This is a genomic window from Rhizobium sp. BT03 (assembly GCF_030053155.1).
GTDB lineage: Bacteria > Pseudomonadota > Alphaproteobacteria > Rhizobiales > Rhizobiaceae > Rhizobium.
Genome location: NZ_CP125641.1, coordinates 445,884 through 468,103 on the forward strand (window position 1 = coordinate 445,884; position 22,220 = coordinate 468,103).

Below are 22,220 nucleotides of genomic sequence, written 5' to 3' on the forward strand. Positions count from 1 at the left end.
TCCCATAGCCACGGAGTCCTCATGTCCTACACATTTCAGTTCGGCGTGCTGGCCCAATACCAGGAGCAGATCTTCAGCGGTATCTGGCTGACGATCAAGCTGTCGGTGTTGTCGATCGTTCTCGGCTGCACTGCCGGCGTCGTGCTTGCCTCGGTACGCTCCGTTTGGGGCGGTGTGGTCCGCTTTCTCGTCGACGCCTATGTCGAGATCATCCGCAATACACCCTTCCTGGTCCAGCTGTTCATCGTCTATTTCGGCTTGCCGGGCCTCGGCCTGCGCGTCGGCGCCGATACGGCCGCGCTGATCGGCATGACAATCAACCTTGCCGCCTATTCAACCGAGATCATTCGGGCCGGCATCGAGGCAATCCACAAGTCGCAGATCGAGGCCGGCGAGGCCCTGGGGCTCACGCGGTTCCAAATCTATCGCCACGTCATCATCGTGCCGGCGGTCGCCAAGGTCTATCCGGCGCTGTGCAGCCAATTCGTGCTGATGATGCTGGCCTCCAGCATCTGCTCGGCCATCTCGACCCAGGAACTCGCCGCCTCGGCTGCCTTCATCGAATCGCAGACCTACCGCTCCTTCGAAATCTATATCGCCGTCACGCTGATCTATCTCGCCTTGGCGCTGACGCTGCGCGCTGCCCTTGCCCTGATCGGCATGTGGCTTTTCGGCCGCCGTGTCGCCCGGCGAGCGATGACGGCGCTCCCGGAGGTGCAGGCATGACCCTCACGACCTTTGGTGCCGATCAGTTCGGCTTTCTTCTTCTGTCGCTGCAATGGACGCTTCTGCTGACGGTGATCGCACTGATCGGTGGCGGTCTGCTGGGCTTTGCCGTGGCACTCGCCCGCACGGCGCAGCCGAAGCCCGTGCGCATTGCGGCCGCCACCTATATCCAGATCATTCAGGGCATTCCGGTGCTGATGATCCTGTTCCTCTCCTATTACGGTCTCAGCCTCGCCGGCTTGGAACTGCCGCCCCTCTTCGCGGCAGGAGCGTCTATGACGATCTACGCCTCCGGCTATCTTGCGGAAATCTGGCGGGGCTGCATCCAAGCCGTGCCGAAGCAGCAATGGGAGGCTTCGGAATCCCTCGCCATGACCAGGTTGCAGCAATACCGCTATGTGATCCTGCCGCAGGCCATGCGCATCTCCTTGCCGCCGACGGTCGGCTTTGCCGTCCAGGTGGTGAAGAACACCTCGATCGCCTCGATCATCGGCTTCGTCGAGCTCGCCCGGGCCGGGCAGCTCATCAACAACGCGACGTTCCAGCCATTCCGCGTCTTCCTCGTGGTCGCCGCGCTTTATTTCGTCGTCTGTTACCCATTGTCCCAGCTCTCGCGCTTGCTGGAAAGGAGGCTTCATGCCGGAAGTAGTCGTTGAAAACGTCCACAAGAGCTTTGGTGCTCTCGAAGTCCTCAAGGGGGTATCTCTGACGGTCGGCCACGGGGAAGTCTTTGCGCTGATCGGTCGATCGGGCTCAGGCAAAAGCACGCTGCTGCGCTGCATGAACGGCCTGGAAAAGATCAATTCCGGCCGCATCGAAATTGCCGGCCACACGCTCGGGCAGGACGCAAAGGCGCTTCGCAAACTCCGCACCGACGTCGGCATCGTCTTCCAGAGCTACAATCTCTTTCCGCATTTGACGGTGGGCGAGAACATCATGCTGGCGCCGCGGATCGTCAAGGACGTGGCGAAGACGAAGGCCCGGGAGATTGCCCACGAGGTACTTAAGCTCGTCGGCTTGTCGGAAAAGTTCGACTCCTACCCGGACCAGCTTTCCGGCGGCCAGCAGCAACGCGTCGCCATCGCCCGATCGCTGGCGATGCGGCCGAAGGTCATGCTCTTCGACGAGGTGACATCGGCGCTCGACCCGGAGCTCACCGAAGAAGTGCTCACGGTGATGGAGCAGCTCGCCCGCGACGGCATGACCATGATCCTGGTGACGCATGAAATGGGGTTTGCCCGGCGCGTGGCTACGCAGACGATCTTCATGCACAAGGGAAAAATCTGGGAACAGGGACCGTCTGCAAAGCTCTTCGCCGATCCACAGACGCCGGAACTGCGGCAGTTCGTGAAATCCGACGTCAAATAATAGGTTTTGCATCAGGATAAAAGCGGGCGACGATGAGGGTCGGAAACGATCCTGGCATCGAAGGAGACCAATAAATGCACTCCCGCAGGCCAGTCCACGGCCGGGGCCGCCGGGCATCGCAATACCAGGCGCATCGCCTATACGATAGCACCCATTCGCGAATGGGTCTTCCGGCAGCATAACTAGAAGTCCGCAAAAACCCCGCCGAAGCGGGGTTTTTGTGATGGAGGCGGATCAGTTGTTGTGGGCCGCGCAGGCCTCATCCATCGGCGTGGCGTTGCTGGTGCCGCCCTGGGTCTGGAGGTTGGCGGAGTTGTTGACCGGGTTCGGGCACTTGGTCTTGTCCATTTTCATCGTGCCGCCGGTCGTGGAGCCGGTTGTGGTGGTATCGGTCGCCATCGGCTTTTTGGCCTTCATGTCGCCGGATGCGCCGCCGCCCTGATCGGCCTGGTTCTTGTCGATCGTGGCGCCGGCCGGCGCCGGATTGGACTGGGCGAAGGCCGATGTGGCCATGCCGAGGGCGAAAAGCGATGCTGCTACGAGTTTCATACGCATTCTCATATCCTCCTTGGGATTTTTGCCTGACGGGCCTATCCACAACCTCGCCGGCACATCATTGTTCCCAAGCAGCCGCTAAACAAAAGCGCCCTACTTCGCGTAAAGCGCCCGCGAGCGTTCGAGGTGTTTGAGCAGCGCCATCTCCGAGCCGTCGACGTCGTTGGCTTCGAGGCGGTCGACGATTTCGTCGTGTTCGGCGAGCGTGAACTTTTCCTTGCCGGTCCAGATCAGCATCTCGGTATGATATTCCTTCAGCCAGGCAAGCATCGCTTCGCTGACGGCGACATAGATCGGGTTACCGGAGATCTGGGCGATGCGGGTGTGAAATTCCATATCGGCGTCGATGAACGCTTCGGCCCGCCCGAGTGACATGCGCTGGTGCTCGATGATGGCCCTGAGGTCGGCGATGTCTTTTGCCGAGGCGCGCTGGGCGGCCTCGCGGGCCATGCCGCGCTCGAAGAAGATGCGGGCGCTCTTTAAATGTTCGAGCGAGTCGGCCGATTGCGACAGCATGATCTTGGCGGTGAGATCGACCTGGCGGAAGATCGACTTTGCCGTCAGCCGCAAGACCTTTGCGCGCTCGCCGTGCGAAATGCTGACGAGACCCTTGTTGGCGAGCGACTGCATGGCCTCGCGGATTGCCGGCCGGCCGACGCCGAAGCGCTCCATCAGCACTCGCTCGGAGGGCATTTCATCGCCGGGCTGAAGCTCGCCTGAGGTGATCAGCCGCTCCAACCGATCAAACACTTCGTCGGAGAGTTTCCGGCGGACGATTTGTTCGATGGGCTGGGTCATGAGATCTCGCTGGCTCAAAATGTCTCCTCCTAACAGTTTTCCGGACCAAGGACAAAGCTTGTGGCCGAAAATTTGCGTGCGCGAAGATTCCGCTTTTCAACGATTGGAATACTCATTATACCAGATCACAAGTTGACGCCATGACAATCTGCATGGGCCGAGAGGAGCAGCCGTCCGTTCATGATGATTACCCTGACCTACCGCATCGAAACGCCCGGCAGCGTCGAGGCGATGGCGGAAAAGATCGCCAGCGACCAGTCGACCGGAACCTTCGTGCCGGTTCCCGGCGAGACCGAGGAGCTGAAATCGCGGGTCGCCGCCCGGGTGCTGGCGATCCGCCGGCTCGAGGATGGGCATCATCCGACCTGGCCGGAGGCGGCGCCCGGCACGCGGCTGCATCGCGCCGATGTCGACATCGGCTTCCCGCTTGAGGCGGTCGGCACCGATCTTGCCGCCCTGATGACCATTGCGATCGGCGGCGTCTATTCGATCAGGGGCATGACCGCCATCCGCATCGTCGACATGAAACTGCCGGATGCCTTCAAAGGCGCCCATCCCGGACCGCAATTCGGCATCCCCGGAAGCCGAAGGCTCACCGGCGTCGAAGGCCGGCCGATCATCGGCACGATCGTCAAGCCGGCGCTGGGCCTGAGGCCGAACGAGACGGCGGAACTGGTCGGCGAGTTGATCGCATCGGGCGTCGACTTCATCAAGGACGACGAGAAGCTGATGAGCCCGGCCTATTCGCCGCTCAAGGAGCGCGTCGCCGCGATCATGCCGCGCATTCTCGATCATGAGCAGAAGACCGGCAAGAAGGTGATGTATGCCTTCGGCATCTCGCATGCCGATCCCGACGAGATGATGCGCAACCACGATATCGTCGCTGCGGCCGGCGGCAATTGCGCCGTCGTCAACATCAACTCGATCGGCTTCGGCGGCATGAGCTTCCTGCGCAAGCGCTCCAGCCTGGTGCTGCACGCGCATCGCAACGGCTGGGACGTGCTGACGCGCGATCCCGGCGCCGGCATGGACTTCAAGGTTTACCAGCAGTTCTGGCGGCTCTTGGGCGTCGACCAGTTCCAGATCAACGGCATCAGGGTCAAATATTGGGAGCCGGACGACAGCTTCGTCTCGTCCTTCAAGGCGGTCAGCGCGCCGCTCTTCGACGCCGCCGACCGGCCGCTTCCGGTCGCAGGCTCCGGCCAGTGGGGCGGGCAAGCGCCGGAGACCTATCAGCGCACCGGCCGCACCGTCGATCTCCTTTATCTCTGCGGCGGCGGCATCGTCAGCCATCCCGGCGGACCTGCGGCCGGCGTCCGCGCCGTGCAGCAGGCCTGGCAGGCCGCAGTCGCCGATATTCCGCTGGAGACTTACGCCAAGGAACATCCGGAGCTTGCTGCCTCGATCGCAAAATTCAGCGATGGCAAGGGCGCATGACCGTCATGAACGACCTTCTCGTCAGCTATTACGGGGATGATTTTACCGGCTCGACCGATGTCATGGAGGCGCTCGCTTCGCGCGGCGTCGAGACCGCCCTCTTCCTCGGTCTTCCCAAGCCGGAATTGGTCGCCCGCTTCAAACACTGCCGCGCGATCGGTATTGCCGGAACGAGCCGCAGCGAGACGCCGGCATGGATGGAACTGCATCTCGTGCCTGCCTTCGACTGGCTGCGCTCGCTCGGTGCGGCCATCTGCCATTACAAGGTTTGCTCGACCTTCGATTCCAGCCCTGGCATCGGCAATATCGGAAAGGCTATCGAAATCGGCGGCAAGATCTTCGGGCAGGCGATCGTCCCCGTCATCGTCGGCGCGCCGCAGCTGAAGCGCTACACGGCTTTCGGCAATCTCTTCGCAGCCTATCAGGGCCGCGTCTTCCGCATCGACCGCCATCCCGTCATGAGCCGCCATCCCGTCACCCCGATGGACGAGGCGGATCTTGGCGTTCATCTGTCGAAGCAGACCGCCCTTCCCGTGCTGCTTGCCGATCTCGTTGCGATCACGGCCGAGGATGCCGATCAGCGCATCGACGCGCTGGTGTCGAGCCCGGAGGGCATCCTGCTCCTCGACGTCGATTCCGAAGCGACGCAGGCGGCCGCTGGCCGGCAGCTGCTGCGTGTCGCCGGCCGGTCCGGCAGCTTCGTCGCCGGTTCGTCCGGGGTCGAATACGCCCTGCTCGATGCATGGCGGCGGGCCGGCGTGATTGGCGAAAGCGGTGCCGTATTTCCCGATGTCGGCCCGGTCGAGCGGCTTGCCGTCGTCTCCGGCAGCGTCTCGCCGACGACCGAGCGGCAGATCCGCACCGCCGTCGAGAACGGTTTCGAGGCCATCGCGCTCGATCCGCTGGCGCTGGTTTCGGAGAATGGCGAAGGCGCAGTGGAGGCGGCGGCGCAGGCCGGCATCCGCAAGCTGAAAGAAGGCAAGAGCGTCATCCTCTATACGGCGCTCGGCCCCTCCGCTGACCGCGGTGCCGATATCGACCGGCTTCCGGGCGCCCGCCATCGGCTCGGCAGCGCGCTCGGCACGATCCTGCGGCGGCTGATCGAAGCGGAAGGGCTATCGCGCGCGGTCGTCGCTGGTGGCGACACGTCGAGCCACGCGCTGCGGCAATTGAAGATCGACGCGCTGACGACGCTGCTGCCATTGCCCCAGACGCCGGGCTCGCCGCTCTGCCTCGCGCATGGCGACTATCCGCCGACCAACGGCCTGCAGGTCGCGCTGAAAGGCGGCCAGGTCGGAACGGACGGCTATTTCGCGCAGATCCGCGATGGAAGGAAAAGCTGATGGTCGTCTGGGTCGGCACCAGTTTCAAGATGAACAAGACGGTGGAGGAAGCGCTCGCTTTCGCGCACCGCCTCGCAGCGACGGATGCGGAACGCGATACCCGCGTGCAGCGCTTCGTCATCCCCGCCTTTACTGCGGTGCGCGAAGTCAAGCGCGTGCTTTCCGAGACCTCGGTGAAGGTCGGTGCCCAGAACATGCATTGGGAGGATGCCGGCGCCTGGACCGGCGAGATTTCGGCCTTGATGCTGAAGGACTGCGAGCTCGATATCGTCGAGCTCGGCCATTCCGAGCGCCGCGAGCATTTCGGCGAGACCGACGAAGCCGTCGGCCTCAAGGTTTCCGCCGCGCTCCGTCATGGCCTGACGCCGCTGATCTGCATCGGCGAAACCTTGCAGGAACGCCAAAAGGGGCGGGCCGATGCCGTTTTGCGGCGCCAGGTCGAGGCCGCCTTGCGGGGCATCGACACCGAGGCCGACAAGGCTCCGATCCTGCTTGCCTATGAGCCTGTCTGGGCGATCGGCGCCAACGGCATTCCGGCGACGGCCGACTATGCGTCGGAACGACACGGAAGGATCGCCGAGCTGGCGAGATCCATTCTCGGCCATGCGGTGCCGGTTCTCTACGGCGGCAGCGTCAATCCCGACAATTGCGAGGAACTGGTGACGCAGGCGCATATCGACGGCCTGTTCATTGGCCGCTCTGCCTGGTCCGTCGACGGTTATCTCGACATTCTCGGCCGCGTCAGCGCGGCGATCTACCGCTCATCCCCACGCCAGACGGCGAGCGAAAGGAAACTGCCATGAAGATCGCAATTGGGGCGGACAGCGCCGGCAAACCGCTATTGGATGTCATTGCCGCCCATCTCGCCGGCAAGGCGGACCTCGAAGTTCACGATCTCAGCCAGTCCGGCTTTTATGCCGATCTTTCCCAGCGTCTGGCGCAGACGATCGTCGACGGCGAACACCAGCGCGGCATTCTGTTCTGCGGCACCGGCATCGGCGTGTGCATTTCGGCAAACAAGGTGCCTGGTATTCGCGCCGCACTCACCCACGACACCTATTCGGCCGAACGCGCGGCGAAATCGAACAACGCCCAGATCATCACGATGGGCGCGCGCGTCATCGGGCCGGAACTGGCGAAATCGATCGTCGACGTCTGGCTCGCCTCGGAATTCGACCCTGATGGCCCATCGGCCGGCAATGTCGAGGCGATCGACCGGCTCGACGCCGAAAAACACGGGTCTTGAACAACTAAATAGTGATATGGTGATTGACTCATCATACCAGTACGTGATCATATTCAGACGGAAAAGATGAGGAAAACATGACCAAGATTGCTCTCTTCGGCGCCGGCGGCAAAATGGGTTACCGGCTTGCCAAAAACCTCAAGGGTTCGCGCTTCCAAGTGCGCCATGTCGAGGTGAGCGACGCCGGCAAGGCGCGCTTGAAGAACGATCTCGGTCTCGATTGCGTGCCCGTCGATGCTGCCCTCGACGGCGCCGACGTCGTCATCCTCGCCGTGCCGGATACGGCGATCGGCAAGGTGGCGGCCGGTATCGTCGACAAGCTCGCGCCCGGCACCATGGTGGTGGCGCTCGATGCCGCCGCGCCCTTCGCCGGCCACCTGCCGAAGCGAGATGATCTGACCTATTTCGTCACCCATCCCTGCCATCCGCCGATCTTCAACGACGAGACGGATATGCAGGCAAAGAAGGACCATTTCGGCGGCCTGTTTGCCAAGCAGCACATCGTCTCGGCGCTGATGCAGGGGCCGGACAGCGCCTATGCGCTCGGCGAGGAAATCGCCAAAATCATCTGGGCGCCGGTGATGCGCTCGCACCGGGTTACGGTCGATCAGCTCGCCATGCTCGAACCTGGCCTTTCCGAAACCGTCTGCGCTTCGCTGCTCGTCATCATGCGCCAAGCCATGGACGAATGCGTGGCCCGCGGCGTGCCTGAAGAAGCCGCCCGCGATTTCCTGCTCGGCCACATGAACGTGCTCGGCGCCGTCATCTTCAAGGAGGTCGACGGCGTCTTCTCGGATGCCTGCAACAAGGCGATCGAGTTCGGCATTCCGGCGCTGATGCGCGACGACTGGAAGAAAGTTTTCGAACCGCAGGAGATCGCCGAAAGCATCCGGCGCATCACCTGAACCGGCATGGGGAGGCATGCCCTCCCCATTACCGCTCCGGGGAGAACGGGGCTTCATTCACAACAGGGAGGAAAAAATGAAACTGACACGCAGACTGACACTCGCAGCCTTTGCCAGCGCGCTGGCGCTGGGAACGGCCATGCCGGCCTTTGCGGCCGACCTCATCGCCATCATCACGCCGGCGCATGACAATCCCTTCTTCAAGGCCGAAGCCGTCGGCGCCGAAGCCAAGGCGAAGGAACTCGGCTACGAGACGCTCGTCATGACCCATGACGACGACGCCAACAAGCAGTCGGAAATGATCGATACGGCGATCGGGCGCGGCGCCAAAGCGATCATCCTCGACAATGCCGGCGCGGACGCCTCCGTTGCCGCCGTCAAGAAGGCCAAGGATGCCGGCATCCCCTCCTTCCTGATCGACCGCGAAATCAACGCGACCGGCGTTGCCGTCGCCCAGATCGTCTCGAACAACTATCAGGGCGCGCAGCTCGGGGCGCAGGAATTCGTCAAGCTGATGGGCGAGAAGGGCAATTACGTCGAGCTGGTGGGCAAGGAGTCCGACACCAATGCCGGCATCCGCTCACAGGGTTATCACGACGTCATCGACGATTATCCGGAGCTGAAGTCGGTCGCCAAGCAGTCGGCCAACTGGAGCCAGACGGAAGCCTATTCGAAGATGGAAACCATCCTTCAGGCCAATCCCGATATCAAGGGCGTGATCTCCGGCAACGACACCATGGCCATGGGCGCGATCGCCGCCCTTCAGGCCGCCGGCCGCAAGGACGTGATCGTCGTCGGCTTCGACGGCTCCAACGATGTGCGCGACTCGATCAAGGCGGGCGGCATCAAGGCGACGGTTCTGCAGCCCGCCTATGCGCAGGCCCAGTTGGCGGTGGAACAGGCCGACGCCTACATCAAGAACAAGACGACGCCGAAGGAAGAGAAGCAGTTGATGGATTGCGTTCTCATCAACGCCGACAATTCCGGCAAGCTCGAGACCTTCGCCCTGACGAATTGATCAGCACCAATTGCGGAGGGTGCAGCGTTGCGCCCTCCGCAATGCATTTTGCAAGACGTCGAGGTTCACCCGCATGTTGAGAATGAAGGGCGCCCTGGTTGCTGCCATCGTGGCGGCGGCCCTGCCCGGTTGCAAGATCATCAAGACGCCGACCGCTGAGGAAAAAGCGGCTGAAGTGGCCAAGACCGCCTTCGATCCGAATGCCAAGGTCGAGGCGATCTGGCAGCCTCAAGTCGTGCCCTATTTCGAAAAGCGCGCCGGCGAGCTGAAGGACATCATGCAGCTCGTTGCCACGAGCCCCGATGCCGCGGGCGAAAAATACGGCAATCCGCGCAAGCAGAGCAGTTCGCCCTGGACCTATGCGGTGAAGATCACCGGCAAGGTCGTCGCGGCCGATACGGCCTCGCGCGCGGCGACGCTCGATGTCGATGCCGATGGCGACGGAAAGGCCGATGCGAAGGTGCAGATCGGCCCGGCGCTGCGCGGCACGGCACTGCGCGACACGCTCGATTTCGTCAATTTCAACGAGTTCAAGAACCAGATCGAATGGGCGCAGTTCGGCAAGGCGTTCAACGAGAAGGCCAATACCGCCTTCCTCTCCGCCGTCCCGCGCGACGGTCTTGCCGGCAAGACGGTAACGGTGATCGGCGCCTTTCCGCTGCCGAAAAGCGGCGAGCTGCCGCTCGTCACACCTTCGGAACTGAAGGTGGGCTCATGACGGCGGCAGACGCACATCAGGACGATATCATCCTCCGTCTCGAAGACGTGTCGAAGGTCTATTCCGGCATCGTCGCCGTCAAGCGCGCCAATCTGGAGCTGCGCCGCGGCGCGGTGAATGTTCTGGTCGGCGAAAACGGCGCCGGCAAGTCGACGCTGATGAAGATCATCGCCGGCGTCGAGCGCCCGACGCTCGGCCGCATCATCCTGGACGGCAAGCCCGTCTCCTTCGACAGCCCGGCCGACGCGCAGGCGAACGGCATCGGCATGATCTTCCAGGAGCTCAACCTTTTCGCCAACATGTCGGTCGCCGAAAACATCTTCACCAGGCGCGAGATCACCCGCGGCTTGCTCGGCATCGATCACAAGGCGCAGGTCGAGAAGGCCAACGAATTCCTGCGGCGTCTCGATGCCGGCATCGAGGCCGATACGATGGTCGAGGACCTGCCGATCGGCCAGCAGCAGCTGGTCGAGATCGCCAAGGCGATGTCGCTTAATGCCCGCATCCTGATCATGGACGAGCCGACCTCGGCGCTGTCGGCGGCCGAGGTCGAGATCCTGTTCAAGGTGATCGCCGAGCTGAAGGCGCAAGGCGTGGCGATCGTCTATATCTCGCACCGGCTGGAGGAGCTGATGCGGATCGGCGATTACATCACCGTGCTGCGCGACGGCCAGATCACCGGCCATGCCATGGTGCGCGACATCGACACGCGCTGGATCGTCCGTTCGATGATCGGCTCGGACGCCAAGGATTTCGCGAAATCCCTCACCCATTCCGTCGGCGAAGAAGTCTTCCGCGCCGAAAACATCAGCCTTCCCCGGCCGACGGGCGGGCTTGCGGTCAACGACGTTTCCCTGTCGGTCAAGGCAGGCGAGATCCTCGGCATTTACGGCCTGATGGGCGCCGGGCGCAGCGAATTCTTCGAATGCGTGATCGGGCGGCACACGCATTCGACCGGCAGGATCTTCATCGACGGCAGGCAAGTGCGCGCCCGCGACACCACGCGGCGCATCCGCCGCGGCCTTGCGCTGATCCCGGAAGACCGGCAGCGCGAGGGGCTGGTGCAGGTGCTCTCCATCGCTTCCAACCTGACGCTCGCAAGCCTGTCGCGCTTCACCCGGCTGTTCCATATTGACAGCGGCGCGGAGAAGAACGCCATTCAGGAGGCGATCCGCGATCTCTCCATCAAGGCGCCGAACCCGGATTTCGAGGTCACCTCGATGTCCGGCGGCAATCAGCAGAAGGTCGTCATCGGTAAGGCGTTGATGACCAATCCGAAGGTGCTGCTGATGGACGAGCCGAGCCGCGGCATCGATGTCGGCGCCAAGGCCGACGTCTTCCGCACGATGCGGCGGCTGGCGGCAAACGGGCTCGCCATCCTGTTTTCGACTTCCGACCTCGAAGAGGTCATGGCGCTATCCGATCGCATCGCGGTCTTGAGCAACGGCCATCTCGTCGCCGTCTTCGACCGGGACGAGGCGACGGAAGACGCCATTATCGCGGCTTCGGCCAAGGGACACGGACATCAAGGGAAACTCGCGTCATGATGGCGGCTACCTCAACCACTCTTGCGCCGAAGGGCGCCAACGGCTCGGCGCTTCTGACGCTGATGAAGCTCAGGACTTTCATCGCGCTTTTCGCCGTCATCATCTTCTTCGCGATCTTCGCACCGAACTTCACCTCGACGGCGAACATGATCCTGATGTCGAAGCATGTGGCGCTGAACGCCTTCCTGGCGATGGGCATGACCTTCGTCATCATCACCGGCGGCATCGACCTTTCGGTCGGCTCGATCGTCGGGCTTTGCGGCATGGTCGCGGGCGGGCTGATCCTCTACGGCATCGAACTGCCGATCGGCTACACCATCTATTTCAACCTCTTCGAGATCGTGCTGATCACGCTGTCGATCGGCCTTATCATCGGCCTGATCAACGGTCTCTTGATCACCAAGCTCAACGTCGCGCCCTTCATCGCCACGCTCGGCACGCTCTATATCGCCCGCGGCCTGGCGCTGCTGTCCTCGGACGGCCAGACCTTTCCGAACCTCGTCGGCCGGCCGGAATACGCCACCACCGGCTTCGACTTCTTCGGCGCCGGCCGCATTCTCGGCTTGCCGGTGTCGATCTGGATCCTGATCGTGCTGGCGCTCGCGGCTGCCTATGTCGCGCGTTCGACGCCGATCGGCCGCCACATCTTCGCCGTCGGCGGCAATGAGCGGGCGGCGCGCATGTCCGGCATCCGCGTCGATCTCGTGAAAATCTTCGTCTACATGTTCTCCGGCCTTTGCGCGGCGATCGTCGGCGTCGTCATCTCCTCGGAGCTGATGGCCGCCCATCCGGCGACCGGCGAAAGCTTCGAGCTCAATGCGATCGCCGCAGCGGTGCTCGGCGGCACCTCGATGTCGGGTGGGCGCGGCACGATCGGCGGCACGATCATCGGCGCCTTCGTCATCGGCATCCTCTCCGACGGGCTTGTCATGATGGGCGTCTCCTCCTTCTGGCAGATGGTCATCAAGGGCCTCGTCATCATCATCGCCGTGGTCGTCGACCAGGCGCAGCGCCGCCTGCAGCAGCGCGTCACCCTCATGCAGATGGCAAAGGCGGGTTGACATGAGCGGATTGAAAGGCGCGTTGATCGGCTGCGGCTTCTTTGCGATCAACCAGATGCATGGCTGGAACGATGTCGACGGTGCCGAGATCGTCGCCATCTGCGACCGCGATCCCGAGCGGCTGAAGCTCGTCGGCGACCAGTTCGGCATCGAGCGGCGCTACAGCGATGCCGGGGCGATGTTTGCCGATGGCGGCTTCGATTTCGTCGATATCGCCACGACAGTTCAGAGCCACCGCGCCCTGGTGGAAATGGCCGCTCGAAACAGGGTGCCGGCCATCTGCCAGAAGCCTTTCGCCAGGACGCTGGCGGATGCCAAGGCGATGGTCGAAGCCTGCCGCGCTGCCGGCGTGGCGCTGATGGTGCACGAGAATTTTCGCTGGCAGACGCCGATCCAGGCGGTGCGCAAGGCGCTCGATGTGGGCGCCATCGGCACGCCCTTCTGGGGCCGCTTCTCCTTCCGCTCGGGCTACGACGTCTTTTCCGGCCAGCCCTATCTCGCCGAAGGCGAGCGCTTCATCATCGAGGACCTCGGCATCCATACGCTCGATATCGCCCGCTATATCCTCGGCGACGTCAGCGCGCTGACCGCCCGCACCAAGCGGGTCAACCCCAGGATTAAGGGCGAGGATGTCGCGACCATCCTGCTCGATCACGAAAACGGCGCGACCTCCGTCGTCGATGTCAGCTACGCCACCAGGCTCTCGAAGGAGCCCTTCCCCGAGACGCTGATCGAACTCGACGGCTCCGAAGGCACGATCCGGCTCAGCCAGGGCTACGGCCTGGAGATCACCAACGGCAAGGGCACGACCGTCATGGATGTCTCGCCGAAGCTGCTGTCCTGGGCCTCGCGGCCCTGGCACAACATCCAGGAAAGCGTCTATGCGATAGAGCAGCATTGGGTCGACCAGCTCAGGCGCGGCGCGGAGCACTCGACCTCGGGCGCCGACAATCTGAAGACCTTCGCCCTCGTCGAGGCCGCCTATGACAGCGCCGCGCGCGGTCAGACGATCGATATCAGGGCTCTGCTGCGATGACCGCCGATGCGTTCCAGCTCTACGGCACCCGCGCTGCGGAAAGGCCGCCGGTCCGCCTGACGGCGGGAAAGCTGACGGCCGATCTCGCCGACGGCAACCTTCGTACGATCCGCTACGACGGTGTCGAGGTGCTGCGGGCGATTTCCTATCTCGTCCGCGACCGGGACTGGGGCACCTACAGCCCTGACATCGCCGATCTCAGGATCGAACAGGGCGAGGATCGGTTCGAGGTGACTTATCTCGCTCGCTGCCAGGGACCTGATGAGACGACGCTCGTCATCGAGGTCCGCATCAGCGGCAATCAGGACCGGCTCGATTTCGAGGCCGAAGCCCGGAGCGGAACCGGCTTCGAGACCAATCGCTGCGGCTTCTGCATCCTGCATCCGATCGTCGGCGTTGCCGGTTCGCCGGCAGCGGTCGAACATGTCGACGGCCAGATCGCGGCGACGCGTTTTCCCAATGTCATCGAGCCGTGGCAGCCCTTCAAGGACATGCGCGCCATCACCCATCAGGTCATGCCTGATGTAAGCGCGGAATGCCGGATGGAGGGTGACACCTTCGAAATGGAGGACCAGCGCAACTGGTCCGATGCCTCCTACAAAACCTATGTCAGGCCGCTCGCCTTGCCCTGGCCTTACCGGATCCCGGCCAACCAGCCCGTCCGGCAGAAGACGTCGCTCATCATCACGGATATCAGCCGCTCCGTTGCGCCGCCAGCCGCGACGCAGAGCGGAGCCATAAGGCTCGAACGCGGCGCGCGGACCGGCACCATGCCCGATATCGGCGTGATCGTTACGCCCGAGGAGGCCGAGGCGACGCGCGCGGCCGCGTTCCTCCTGTCGGAGATCGCGCCCAAGGAACTGCTCTTCCATTTCGATCCCGATGCCGGGCACGGCCTCGACGCGCTGAAAAACTTCGCGGAGATCGCTGCTCTCCATCGCGGTCGCTTGACGCTGGAGATCGCGCTCCCCTGCAAATCGTCGCCGGCGGGCGAGGCGGCCGGGATCGCCCGGCAGATGCAGCAGGCGGGCTTCAAGCCCGACGCGATCCTGATTTCGCCCTCCGTCGACCGGCAATCGACGCCGCCCGGCAGCAAATGGCCGGACTGCCCTCCGCTCGATGAGGTCTACGCCGCAGCCCGCGCCGCCTTCTCCGGCATTCGCATCGGCGGCGGCATGCTCAGCTATTTCACCGAGCTCAACCGCAAGCGCGTGCCGGCGGACGAGATCGATTTCGTCAGCCATTGCACCAACCCGATCGTGCACGCGGCCGACGATCTCAGCGTCATGCAGACACTGGAAGCGCTGCCCTTCATCACGCGCTCCGTCCGTGCGATCTACGGCGACAAGCCCTATCGCATCGGTCCGTCGACGATCCCGATGCGGCAGAATCCCTATGGCAGCCGCACGATGGACAATCCCGCCAGTGGACGCATTCCGATGGCCAACCGCGACCCCCGCCACAACGGCCGTTTCGCCGAGGCCTTCGCGCTCGGCTATGCGATCCGGGTGCTGGAGGCCGGTCTCGAATGCCTGACGCTTTCGGCGCTGACCGGTCCTTTCGGGTTGGTCGCAGGTCGCGATGAGCCGGTCGCGCAAGGCGGGCGGCGGCCGCTCTTCAACACGGTGCGGACCTTGTCGGCGCTGGCGGGTGCATCCTGGCAGGAATGCCTCTCGTCTTCGCCCTCCGAAGTTCTGTCGTTTGTGGCGCGGGATGCCGCAGGCGCCAAGCTTTATGTGGTCAATCTCACAGGCGAAGAGCGAAGGGTCGGCGGCAGCGCACTGGCCGAAGAGCTGCGGCTCGCGCCCTTCGCGACGGCCGCCTTGCCGCTAGAACAGGATGATTTTAGGCCCGGTTGGCCTAAAATCTGAATCCTGTTCTAAATTAAAGAGTTAGAGCATGATGTCGTCCGAAAACCGCTCACACTTTTCGGCATCATGCTCTAGGAGTCGTGGACTCTTGGGATTCCCAAAGGTGAGCAAATCAGATTCAAGACTGTCTTTTGGAGGCAGTCATGGGTGTTTTAGATCGTCTCATTCTTCGAGATGACCAGTGGGAGCGGATGTCTCGCCATATCATTGGCGACGATCGCACGCGCGGTTCGTCTGGACGTGACAATCGCATGTTTGTGGAAGCGGTCTTGTGGATCGTGCGGACGGGTTCGCCCTGGCGCGATCTGCCGGAGGTGTTCGGTGATTGGAACAGCGTGTTTCGCCGCTTCAGCCGCTGGAGCCAAAAGGGTGTCTGGTGGCGTGTCTTTGAGGCGATGTCGGAGGATACCGACTTCGAATATCTGATCGTCGACAGCACTATTATTCGCGCCCACCAGCACGCCTCCGGCGCAAAAAAGGGGCTGAAGATCAGGCCCTTGGCCGTTCCCGCGGCGGCTTGAGCACCAAAATCCATATGGCCGTGCGTGGCCTTGGATGTCCCGTTCGTTTCATCCTGACCGCCGGTCAGAAAGGCGATGCACCGCAAGCCGATCTCCTGATCGAAGACCTGCCAGCCGAGGTCGTCATGGCCGATACGGCCTACGACAGCGACCGGCTACGCAAACTCATTGCCGACAAGGGCGCGCAAGCGGTCATCCCGAACAATCCCTCGCGTGCCAAGAAGTATCCGCTCGACAAGCAACTCTATGCTCAGCGTTATCTCATCGAATGCTGCTTCTCGAAGCTCAAGCAGTTTCGACGCATCGCCACACGATATGAGAAAACCGTTCGAAACTACAAAGCCATGATCGCTCTGGCCGCCACAATCCTATGGCTCAGATAAGTGTCCACAGCTCCTAGCGGATTGACCTCCGGCCCGCCCGCCGCATCTATTCAGTCGGAGCTTGTTCAGGGGAGGATCGGCGTGAAGACGAAGAAGCTTATCAATGCAGGCGCGGATGCCGTCGATGAGATGCTGCAGGGCGTTCTCGCGGCGCATCCCGAGCACCTCCATGCCGTGGACGGCGTGCCGCGCGCCATCATTGCCAGGAACGGCCCGCGCAAGGGCAAGGTCGGGCTGGTGATCGGCGGCGGATCCGGGCATGAGCCGACATTCCTCGGCTATGTCGGCAAGGGGCTCGCCGATGCCGCCGCGATCGGCAATGTCTTCGCCTCGCCGCCGCCCGATCCGATCATGGCCTGCGCCATGGCCGTCGACGGCGGCGTCGGCGTGCTTTTCATGTACGGCAACTATGCCGGCGACGTCATGAACTTCGACATGGCCGCGGAAATGCTGGCGCTCGACGATATCGCGGTGCGCACCGTGCTCACCACCGACGATGTCGCGTCCGCGCCCGCCGATCAGAAGGACAGGCGGCGCGGCGTGGCCGGCAATGTCTTCATCTTCAAGGCCGCCGGCGCTGCCTGCGATCTTCTCTATTCCTTCGACGAGGTCGAGCGCGCCGCCCGCCACGCTAATGCGCGCACCTATACGATGGGCGTGGCGCTTTCGCCCTGCTCGCTGCCCCAGACCTTGAAGCCGAACTTCCAGATCGGCGAGGAGGAGATGGAGATCGGCATGGGCATCCACGGCGAGCCCGGCGTGGCGCGCGGGCCGCTTGGAACGGCCGATGCGGTGACCGACGAACTGATGGACAATCTTCTCCAGGAGATGAAAGCCGAGCGGGGCGATCGTGTCGCCGTGCTCGTCAACTCGCTCGGCTCCACGCCGATGATGGAGCTCTACATCATGATGCGGCGCGTCAAGGCGCGGCTCGACGAGGCCGGGCTCGTCATCCATACCTCGCTCGTCGGCAATTACTGCACCTCGCTCGAAATGGCAGGCGCCTCCATCACGCTCATGCATCTCGACGACGAGCTTCAGCGGCTGATCGACCATCCCTGCGACTGCGCCATGTTCAGGAGGTGATCGATGCCGATCGAGACCAAAGACCTGCAGCATCTCTTTGCCCTGATCGCCGCCGATATCGCGGCGCATCGCGACCATCTCTGCGAGCTGGACGGCGCGATCGGCGACGGCGATCACGGCCTTGCCATGGATGCCGGCTGTGAGGCCGCGGCCAAGGCGGTCGCAGCACTCGACCCCGCGCAGGCTGCGCCGACAGCCGTCTTCAACGCGGCGGCAAAGGCATTCCTGAATGCGGTCGGCGCATCCTCCGGCCCGCTCTATGCCACCGCTTTCATGCGCGCCGGCGCCGCCGTCAAGGACAGGCCGGACCTCGCGGACGAGGAGTTTGTGCGCGCTTTCGCGGCGATGGCTGCGGGCATTCAAGAGCGCGGCAAGGCCGAGCCCGGCGAAAAGACCATGGTCGATGCCTGGAAGCCCGCGGCCGATGCGGCGTCTGATGCCTGGGCATCGGGAGCTTCCCTCCTCGAATGTTTCGATCTGGCCGAGCGGGCGGCGCGCCAGGGCTGCGAAGCGACCAAGGATATGACGGCGGCCAAGGGGCGGGCGTCGCGGTTGGGAGAACGGGTGATCGGCCACATCGACCCCGGCGCGGCATCGGCCGCGATCGTCATCGCTGCCATAACCAATTTCGTTCGAGACGCGGATGGCTAGCTCAGACTTGTCACCTCAAAATCTCGCCGATAGGTTGTCGGGGGTAACGAGGTAGCCAAGACATGCGTATCCGAAAAGCCGTCTCCTCCGACGCGGAGGAACTGAGCGCTCTCCTGAACGAGATCATCCGCGCCGGCGGAACGACCGCGCTCGAGACACCGCTTTCGGCCGCCGAGTTTGCCGACTGGTTCATCGATGGCGAATTTCCGCTTGCCTGCCATGTGGCCGAGCACAATCAGTCGCTGGTCGGCTTTCAATCGCTGAGCTTATACGGCGATCCGCCGAAAGGCGTCGCCGACATCGCCACCTTTGCCCGTATGAACCCGAAGACCGCAGGCGTCGGCAGCGCGCTTTTCCCCGCGACGCTGGCGGCAGCGGAAGAGGTCAAGCTCGAATTCATCAATGCGACCATCCGCGCCGACAATGTCAGCGGCCTTGGCTATTACGCGAAGATGGGCTTTGAGACCTATGACAGGGTGGTCCAGGTTCCGCTTCAGGACGGGACGCCGGTCGACAGGATCAAGAAGCGCTTCAGCGTAAACGCCGTGAAGCGTGCGACGCCGAACGCCTGAATGGTTGAGATGATACACACGGCAATGACCAGAGACGTGCAGCCTTAAGAGCACGCGCCTATCCCTTCACCGTGATGAGTGGCTTGATCCTCGCAACTTTTGTTATCATATCCGCGTCGACCATCGGTGCCACAACGCTGTCGATTGGCTTGTATGCCGCTGGCGCCTCTTCCTTGAGCCGAGCCTGGATCTCGGCCACAATATCCTGCCGGCCCCGCAAAGTCGGGCTTCGAGGGTCGACGGGACCGATGACACGCAGCCCACTGCCGATATTCGTTTTCGAGCGCGCTTCCTGCCTTGATAGCTTGCGCCCCGCGCCATGAGCAGCCGACTCCAGAAATTCGCTCGAGCCGCATCCAGCAAGTAGCCAGGTGCCATCGCCCATGGAGCCGGGAAGGATGACCGGTTCGCCGAGCCATTCATATGGACTGGAGGCCATGACACCAACACCCCTGGCTGGGCACGCACCCTTTCTATGGCGTACGATATTTCCGTTTTGCCAAACAGTGTTGTGTGGGGCGTCATAGACGAGACGATGGTCGACTTCTCGTCCCAAAGCGCGCGCTAGGGCCTCCACCGCCGCCAGCCCGATAAAGAAGCGGTTGGCGAAGGCGGCATTCACGGCATTCGCATGACCATCCATGTACCTTCTGTAGAGGTGCGGCTGCATTTCCATAGAGAGCACCCGCCAATCCTCGCCAGATCTGGAAGCAATCCTCGCTCTCTCTTTTGTTGCCGTGCCTACTCGCTGTCCAAAGTCAAGAGAGCCCGAGTGGACGACAAGGACGACTGAGCCGGACTTCAGTCCGGCAGTTCGGGCAAATGCACCATCTGCAACGTGATCGACATAACCGAGTTCCACGAAGTGGTTCCCACCACCGATCGTGCCGAGGATAGCATCGCGGCGGTGGTCGTCATCGACCTGCGCATAGTCTGCGAAGTCAGGATCGATGCCCTCGCATGAGAAAACCCCGTTGTCGGAATGCCGTTCGAGATCGACCCACGCCCGCGAAAGATCGAGTTTGGAGAGCAGGCCAGTACTCGTCCGTTGCAGGTTATCAAGGAGCCCAGGTAGACCCTCGCGTAGAATTGCGTGACGGTCCAAACCCGTTAGGGCGATATCACGCCCGCCCTGAAAGAAGAGATGGCGAAGATGATGGTCGAGAAACGGTGTCGACAATTGATCTGCCGCAACGTCTTCGAGAACAACCATGCGCATCCCGCATCCGATGTCCGAGCCGATCATGTGCGGGAGAACCGCACCCTCAAGGTCCGCGACGACGCCAACGGGGACGGGTTTGCCGGGATGAAAGTCGGGGGTCGTGACGACTGCGCGAAGCGATGCCTTCTTTTGAATCAACGCTTCCGGCGATGGCAGCGCGCTCGCAAGGTCCGCAAGTGAATGTGAAAAACTCTGCTCCGGTTCGTCGTGTGCAACGACCGACCTGATGACATGCCCAGCAATGTTGCTGGTGCGGCAGATGAATGATGGCGCGTTCATGTGGTTCTCCGTGAGTGCCTAGGTTCAGCAGCCGCGGCAATACGGAGTGTCGGCGCATATGGCATGGCTTGATGAAAGGCTCAATTCCTTTTCAAAGTTGGCGCCAGAGGGATGTGAGGGAAGGCGCCCGAGTGGAGAAAACGCTCCTCAATAGCAACGGGCGTTGTGGATGACCGACAAGCCGCGCCACCTAATGTGCCGGAGCCAAGTGCTGCGACGGGTCGAGTTTTGTGCGGCGGCTATAGTAAGCCTATGAGGTATCAGCATAGTTTTTTACAATGGAAGAAAAGTGGCGATTAACTTCCGTCATAAATGGTGCTGTCTCGAGGATGTTATCGACTGCCGATAGTGGTAGATCTTGAATGTAAGACGTAAAACAGATCGAAGCCATGTCCGGAGATCAGCCATGCCGACTGCGATGTTCACAGCCGACGAACTTGCGGTGGTCCGCCGCGCTTACGCTCATCAGGTGGCGGCAACCGCCGGGACGACGAACCCGCGGATCGAGGCGGCCTTTGCCGTCGTGCCTCGCGAAAAATTCCTCGGCACGCCGCCATGGCAGATCGCCAATCTAGGTGGCGGATATCGCCCGCTGCTCTCCGCCGATTTGGTTCTGGCCTATCAGGATGCGCTGTTCGCCCTGCGGGCTGACAAGGGTGTCAACAATGGCAGCCCGTCGCTGCACGCGCGGCTCCTGGCGGAACTGGACGTGCAAATCGGCGATCGCATCGCCCATATCGGCGCCGGCACCGGCTATTATAGCGCCATTCTTTCGGAGTTGGTCGGCGCCACCGGTCATGTCTATGCCGTCGAGATGGATCCCAATCTGGCAGGCCACGCTCGATCAGCGCTTGCGGACCGGGCCAATGTCAGCGTCATCATCGCCGACGGTAATCAATGGCCGCAGCAAGAGATGGATGCGATCTACGTGAATTTCGCCGTCGGGCGTCCCGCGGTGCCCTGGATCGAGAGGCTGCGACCCAGAGGGCGCTTGGTATTGCCGCTCGGCGTGCCGCGCCAGGGCCGGCCGTCGAATGGCGGCCGTCATGCCTCCCATGGCGCCGCACTTCGCATCGAGCGCGGCGCCGATGGATTTGCAGCGCGCTGGATCGGCACAGCCTATTTCGTCTGCGCCGATGGGGGATTGACGATCGATGAGAATGAGACCGAGGCGCTGACGGCCGCGTTCAAACGCGGCGGCATCGAGTTCGTGAAGAGTCTGCTCTGGAAGACGGAGCCGCGAATGGGCCGCTGCTGGTATATCGGCGACCAATGGGCGCTCTGTTACGACGATCCCTGAAGCATTCATTCCGGGTCGTGGAAACTCGTCGGCGGCGACAGCGGCCCGCCGCGATAACGAAAGCCCGGCGCGGGAGAGGGCGCCGGGCTTCGATAGGGATGACCGACAGCCTGGGAGGAGGAATGCTGTCCGTCGAACAGAAGCGGCTCGGAGGGTTGAGCGCTTCGGTCCAGCATCAAGTAGTGACGCAATGCCACAAATTCAAGCTTGGCGGTTGGGCTATGGCGGGTGACGCGCTGGAGGCGGGTCGGGATGGGTGCGGCTCTGGTAATGGCTCGCGGATTCTGCGCGGTGTTGTCCGCGGACAACTTGCGCCGCTGCATTGGAATGGTTGCCTGTTGTCCGCGGACAACCTTTTCATTCGGCGTCGGTGCGCCCGCCTCGTCCTTCGAGGCCCCTTGCGGGGCGCCCCAGGATGAGGCTCTCGGGGGGCGGGCGCAAATTCTCCAGCGCCCGTTATAGGGGCGCAGAATGCCAACGCGCCCCTGTTAGGACGCGGCATCCGCCAATGTCCCTCAGTCCGAGGTCCGCAGGCTGACGGCCGGAGCCTCGAAGGACGTGCTCTGCGCTGCTTCCT

At 62.7% G+C, this 22,220-nt stretch carries 23 protein-coding genes; 19 read left to right on the forward strand and 4 right to left on the reverse strand.

The window, feature by feature from the left end:
- Window positions 1-21 precede the first annotated feature (21 nt).
- From QMO80_RS23900 to QMO80_RS23910, 3 genes are read left to right on the forward strand one after another with little or no spacing between them, the layout of a single operon-like run.
- Window positions 22-726: an amino acid ABC transporter permease gene (locus QMO80_RS23900; protein ID WP_283200363.1), complete on the forward strand. Its 705-nt coding sequence runs from the start codon at window positions 22-24 to the stop codon at window positions 724-726.
- Window positions 723-1,382: an amino acid ABC transporter permease gene (locus QMO80_RS23905; RefSeq protein ID WP_183841609.1), complete on the forward strand. Its 660-nt coding sequence runs from the start codon at window positions 723-725 to the stop codon at window positions 1,380-1,382. Before QMO80_RS23900 ends, QMO80_RS23905 begins: the two co-directional genes overlap by 4 nt.
- Entirely contained in the window at window positions 1,363-2,094 is a 732-nt protein-coding gene (locus QMO80_RS23910; RefSeq protein WP_283200364.1) for an amino acid ABC transporter ATP-binding protein, read from the forward strand. Before QMO80_RS23905 ends, QMO80_RS23910 begins: the two co-directional genes overlap by 20 nt.
- Before the next feature lie 234 nt (window positions 2,095-2,328).
- Here the strand turns inward: QMO80_RS23910 and QMO80_RS23915 are convergent, their stop codons facing one another.
- Window positions 2,329-2,649: a hypothetical protein gene (locus QMO80_RS23915; protein ID WP_097621583.1), complete on the reverse strand. Its 321-nt coding sequence runs from the start codon at window positions 2,647-2,649 to the stop codon at window positions 2,329-2,331.
- Window positions 2,650-2,742: 93 nt separating this feature from the next.
- A complete protein-coding gene (locus QMO80_RS23920) occupies window positions 2,743-3,447 on the reverse strand; it encodes a transcriptional regulator NanR (protein ID WP_283200365.1) in 705 nt (234 codons plus the stop codon).
- 180 nt (window positions 3,448-3,627) lie between these two features.
- On the opposite strand from QMO80_RS23920, the gene oiaX reads away from it, so the two are divergent.
- From oiaX to QMO80_RS23995, 15 genes are all read left to right on the forward strand, one after another.
- Complete coding sequence (gene oiaX, locus QMO80_RS23925; protein WP_283200366.1) at window positions 3,628-4,884, forward strand: 3-oxo-isoapionate-4-phosphate decarboxylase OiaX; 1,257 nt, start codon at window positions 3,628-3,630, stop codon at window positions 4,882-4,884.
- Window positions 4,885-4,889: 5 nt separating this feature from the next.
- Window positions 4,890-6,227: a four-carbon acid sugar kinase family protein gene (locus QMO80_RS23930; protein WP_283200794.1), complete on the forward strand. Its 1,338-nt coding sequence runs from the start codon at window positions 4,890-4,892 to the stop codon at window positions 6,225-6,227.
- Window positions 6,227-7,030, forward strand: a complete 804-nt coding sequence (locus tag QMO80_RS23935) for a triose-phosphate isomerase (RefSeq protein ID WP_283200367.1) — start codon at window positions 6,227-6,229, stop codon at window positions 7,028-7,030. The genes QMO80_RS23930 and QMO80_RS23935 overlap by 1 nt, the downstream gene beginning before the upstream one ends.
- Window positions 7,027-7,473, forward strand: coding sequence for an RpiB/LacA/LacB family sugar-phosphate isomerase (locus QMO80_RS23940; protein WP_003592019.1), 447 nt, complete (start codon window positions 7,027-7,029; stop codon window positions 7,471-7,473). The genes QMO80_RS23935 and QMO80_RS23940 overlap by 4 nt, the downstream gene beginning before the upstream one ends.
- Before the next feature lie 77 nt (window positions 7,474-7,550).
- Window positions 7,551-8,378: a phosphogluconate dehydrogenase C-terminal domain-containing protein gene (locus tag QMO80_RS23945; protein ID WP_283200368.1), complete on the forward strand. Its 828-nt coding sequence runs from the start codon at window positions 7,551-7,553 to the stop codon at window positions 8,376-8,378.
- A gap of 76 nt (window positions 8,379-8,454) precedes the next feature.
- Window positions 8,455-9,396 (forward strand): D-ribose ABC transporter substrate-binding protein, encoded by a 942-nt coding sequence (locus QMO80_RS23950; protein ID WP_003592022.1) that lies wholly within the window; start codon window positions 8,455-8,457, stop codon window positions 9,394-9,396.
- Window positions 9,397-9,469: 73 nt separating this feature from the next.
- Entirely contained in the window at window positions 9,470-10,114 is a 645-nt protein-coding gene (locus tag QMO80_RS23955) for a DUF2291 family protein (protein WP_283200369.1), read from the forward strand.
- Window positions 10,111-11,661 carry a sugar ABC transporter ATP-binding protein gene (locus QMO80_RS23960; protein ID WP_283200370.1) on the forward strand — a complete coding sequence of 517 codons (1,551 nt, stop codon included), beginning with the start codon at window positions 10,111-10,113 and terminating at the stop codon, window positions 11,659-11,661. Before QMO80_RS23955 ends, QMO80_RS23960 begins: the two co-directional genes overlap by 4 nt.
- On the forward strand, window positions 11,658-12,722 hold the full coding sequence (locus tag QMO80_RS23965; protein WP_283200371.1) for an ABC transporter permease: 1,065 nt from the start codon (window positions 11,658-11,660) through the stop codon (window positions 12,720-12,722). The genes QMO80_RS23960 and QMO80_RS23965 overlap by 4 nt, the downstream gene beginning before the upstream one ends.
- Window position 12,723: 1 nt before the next feature.
- A complete protein-coding gene (locus QMO80_RS23970; protein WP_283200372.1) occupies window positions 12,724-13,758 on the forward strand; it encodes a Gfo/Idh/MocA family protein in 1,035 nt (344 codons plus the stop codon).
- Entirely contained in the window at window positions 13,755-15,629 is a 1,875-nt protein-coding gene (locus QMO80_RS23975) for a hypothetical protein (protein WP_283200373.1), read from the forward strand. Before QMO80_RS23970 ends, QMO80_RS23975 begins: the two co-directional genes overlap by 4 nt.
- Before the next feature lie 143 nt (window positions 15,630-15,772).
- Window positions 15,773-16,533 (forward strand): IS5 family transposase gene (locus QMO80_RS23980; RefSeq protein ID WP_283200169.1). Its coding sequence is split into 2 segments (ribosomal slippage): window positions 15,773-16,100 and window positions 16,100-16,533, totalling 762 coding nucleotides; the frame shifts between segments, so codons are not numbered across the junction.
- An 81-nt stretch (window positions 16,534-16,614) separates the two neighbouring features.
- Window positions 16,615-17,619 (forward strand): dihydroxyacetone kinase subunit DhaK, encoded by a 1,005-nt coding sequence (locus QMO80_RS23985; RefSeq protein WP_283200374.1) that lies wholly within the window; start codon window positions 16,615-16,617, stop codon window positions 17,617-17,619.
- A gap of 3 nt (window positions 17,620-17,622) precedes the next feature.
- The gene (gene dhaL / locus QMO80_RS23990; protein WP_283200375.1) at window positions 17,623-18,270 is read left to right on the forward strand and encodes a dihydroxyacetone kinase subunit DhaL; all 648 of its coding nucleotides are present in this window, start codon (window positions 17,623-17,625) and stop codon (window positions 18,268-18,270) included.
- 62 nt (window positions 18,271-18,332) lie between these two features.
- The gene (locus tag QMO80_RS23995) at window positions 18,333-18,842 is read left to right on the forward strand and encodes a GNAT family N-acetyltransferase (protein WP_283200376.1); all 510 of its coding nucleotides are present in this window, start codon (window positions 18,333-18,335) and stop codon (window positions 18,840-18,842) included.
- 58 nt (window positions 18,843-18,900) lie between these two features.
- Here QMO80_RS23995 and QMO80_RS24000 read toward each other — a convergent pair whose 3' ends face one another.
- Complete coding sequence (locus tag QMO80_RS24000; protein ID WP_283200377.1) at window positions 18,901-20,343, reverse strand: RtcB family protein; 1,443 nt, start codon at window positions 20,341-20,343, stop codon at window positions 18,901-18,903.
- 406 nt (window positions 20,344-20,749) lie between these two features.
- Between QMO80_RS24000 and QMO80_RS24005 the strand changes: the two genes are divergently transcribed.
- Window positions 20,750-21,643 (forward strand): protein-L-isoaspartate O-methyltransferase, encoded by an 894-nt coding sequence (locus QMO80_RS24005; protein WP_283200378.1) that lies wholly within the window; start codon window positions 20,750-20,752, stop codon window positions 21,641-21,643.
- A 5-nt stretch (window positions 21,644-21,648) separates the two neighbouring features.
- Here QMO80_RS24005 and QMO80_RS24010 read toward each other — a convergent pair whose 3' ends face one another.
- Window positions 21,649-21,966: a hypothetical protein gene (locus tag QMO80_RS24010; RefSeq protein ID WP_283200379.1), complete on the reverse strand. Its 318-nt coding sequence runs from the start codon at window positions 21,964-21,966 to the stop codon at window positions 21,649-21,651.
- Window positions 21,967-22,220: the final 254 nt, after the last annotated feature.

Excerpts from the sequence above, each read along its gene's own strand:
- QMO80_RS23915 (WP_097621583.1), bottom strand. The coding sequence starts at position 2,649 with ATGCGTATGAAACTCGTAGCAGCATCGCTTTTCGCCCTCGGCATGGCC.
- QMO80_RS24005 (WP_283200378.1), top strand. The coding sequence starts at position 20,750 with ATGCCGACTGCGATGTTCACAGCCGACGAACTTGCGGTGGTCCGCCGC.
- QMO80_RS23960 (WP_283200370.1), top strand. The coding sequence starts at position 10,111 with ATGACGGCGGCAGACGCACATCAGGACGATATCATCCTCCGTCTCGAA.
- QMO80_RS23975 (WP_283200373.1), top strand. The coding sequence starts at position 13,755 with ATGACCGCCGATGCGTTCCAGCTCTACGGCACCCGCGCTGCGGAAAGG.
- QMO80_RS23900 (WP_283200363.1), top strand. The coding sequence starts at position 22 with ATGTCCTACACATTTCAGTTCGGCGTGCTGGCCCAATACCAGGAGCAG.
- QMO80_RS23935 (WP_283200367.1), top strand. The coding sequence starts at position 6,227 with ATGGTCGTCTGGGTCGGCACCAGTTTCAAGATGAACAAGACGGTGGAG.
- QMO80_RS23965 (WP_283200371.1), top strand. The coding sequence starts at position 11,658 with ATGATGGCGGCTACCTCAACCACTCTTGCGCCGAAGGGCGCCAACGGC.
- QMO80_RS23905 (WP_183841609.1), top strand. The coding sequence starts at position 723 with ATGACCCTCACGACCTTTGGTGCCGATCAGTTCGGCTTTCTTCTTCTG.
- QMO80_RS23930 (WP_283200794.1), top strand. The coding sequence starts at position 4,890 with ATGAACGACCTTCTCGTCAGCTATTACGGGGATGATTTTACCGGCTCG.
- oiaX (WP_283200366.1), top strand. The coding sequence starts at position 3,628 with ATGATGATTACCCTGACCTACCGCATCGAAACGCCCGGCAGCGTCGAG.
- QMO80_RS23940 (WP_003592019.1), top strand. The coding sequence starts at position 7,027 with ATGAAGATCGCAATTGGGGCGGACAGCGCCGGCAAACCGCTATTGGAT.
- QMO80_RS23950 (WP_003592022.1), top strand. The coding sequence starts at position 8,455 with ATGAAACTGACACGCAGACTGACACTCGCAGCCTTTGCCAGCGCGCTG.
- QMO80_RS23970 (WP_283200372.1), top strand. The coding sequence starts at position 12,724 with ATGAGCGGATTGAAAGGCGCGTTGATCGGCTGCGGCTTCTTTGCGATC.
- dhaL (WP_283200375.1), top strand. The coding sequence starts at position 17,623 with ATGCCGATCGAGACCAAAGACCTGCAGCATCTCTTTGCCCTGATCGCC.
- QMO80_RS23955 (WP_283200369.1), top strand. The coding sequence starts at position 9,470 with ATGTTGAGAATGAAGGGCGCCCTGGTTGCTGCCATCGTGGCGGCGGCC.
- QMO80_RS23920 (WP_283200365.1), bottom strand. The coding sequence starts at position 3,447 with ATGACCCAGCCCATCGAACAAATCGTCCGCCGGAAACTCTCCGACGAA.
- QMO80_RS24000 (WP_283200377.1), bottom strand. The coding sequence starts at position 20,343 with ATGAACGCGCCATCATTCATCTGCCGCACCAGCAACATTGCTGGGCAT.
- QMO80_RS23945 (WP_283200368.1), top strand. The coding sequence starts at position 7,551 with ATGACCAAGATTGCTCTCTTCGGCGCCGGCGGCAAAATGGGTTACCGG.
- QMO80_RS23995 (WP_283200376.1), top strand. The coding sequence starts at position 18,333 with ATGCGTATCCGAAAAGCCGTCTCCTCCGACGCGGAGGAACTGAGCGCT.
- QMO80_RS23910 (WP_283200364.1), top strand. The coding sequence starts at position 1,363 with ATGCCGGAAGTAGTCGTTGAAAACGTCCACAAGAGCTTTGGTGCTCTC.
- QMO80_RS24010 (WP_283200379.1), bottom strand. The coding sequence starts at position 21,966 with ATGCAGCGGCGCAAGTTGTCCGCGGACAACACCGCGCAGAATCCGCGA.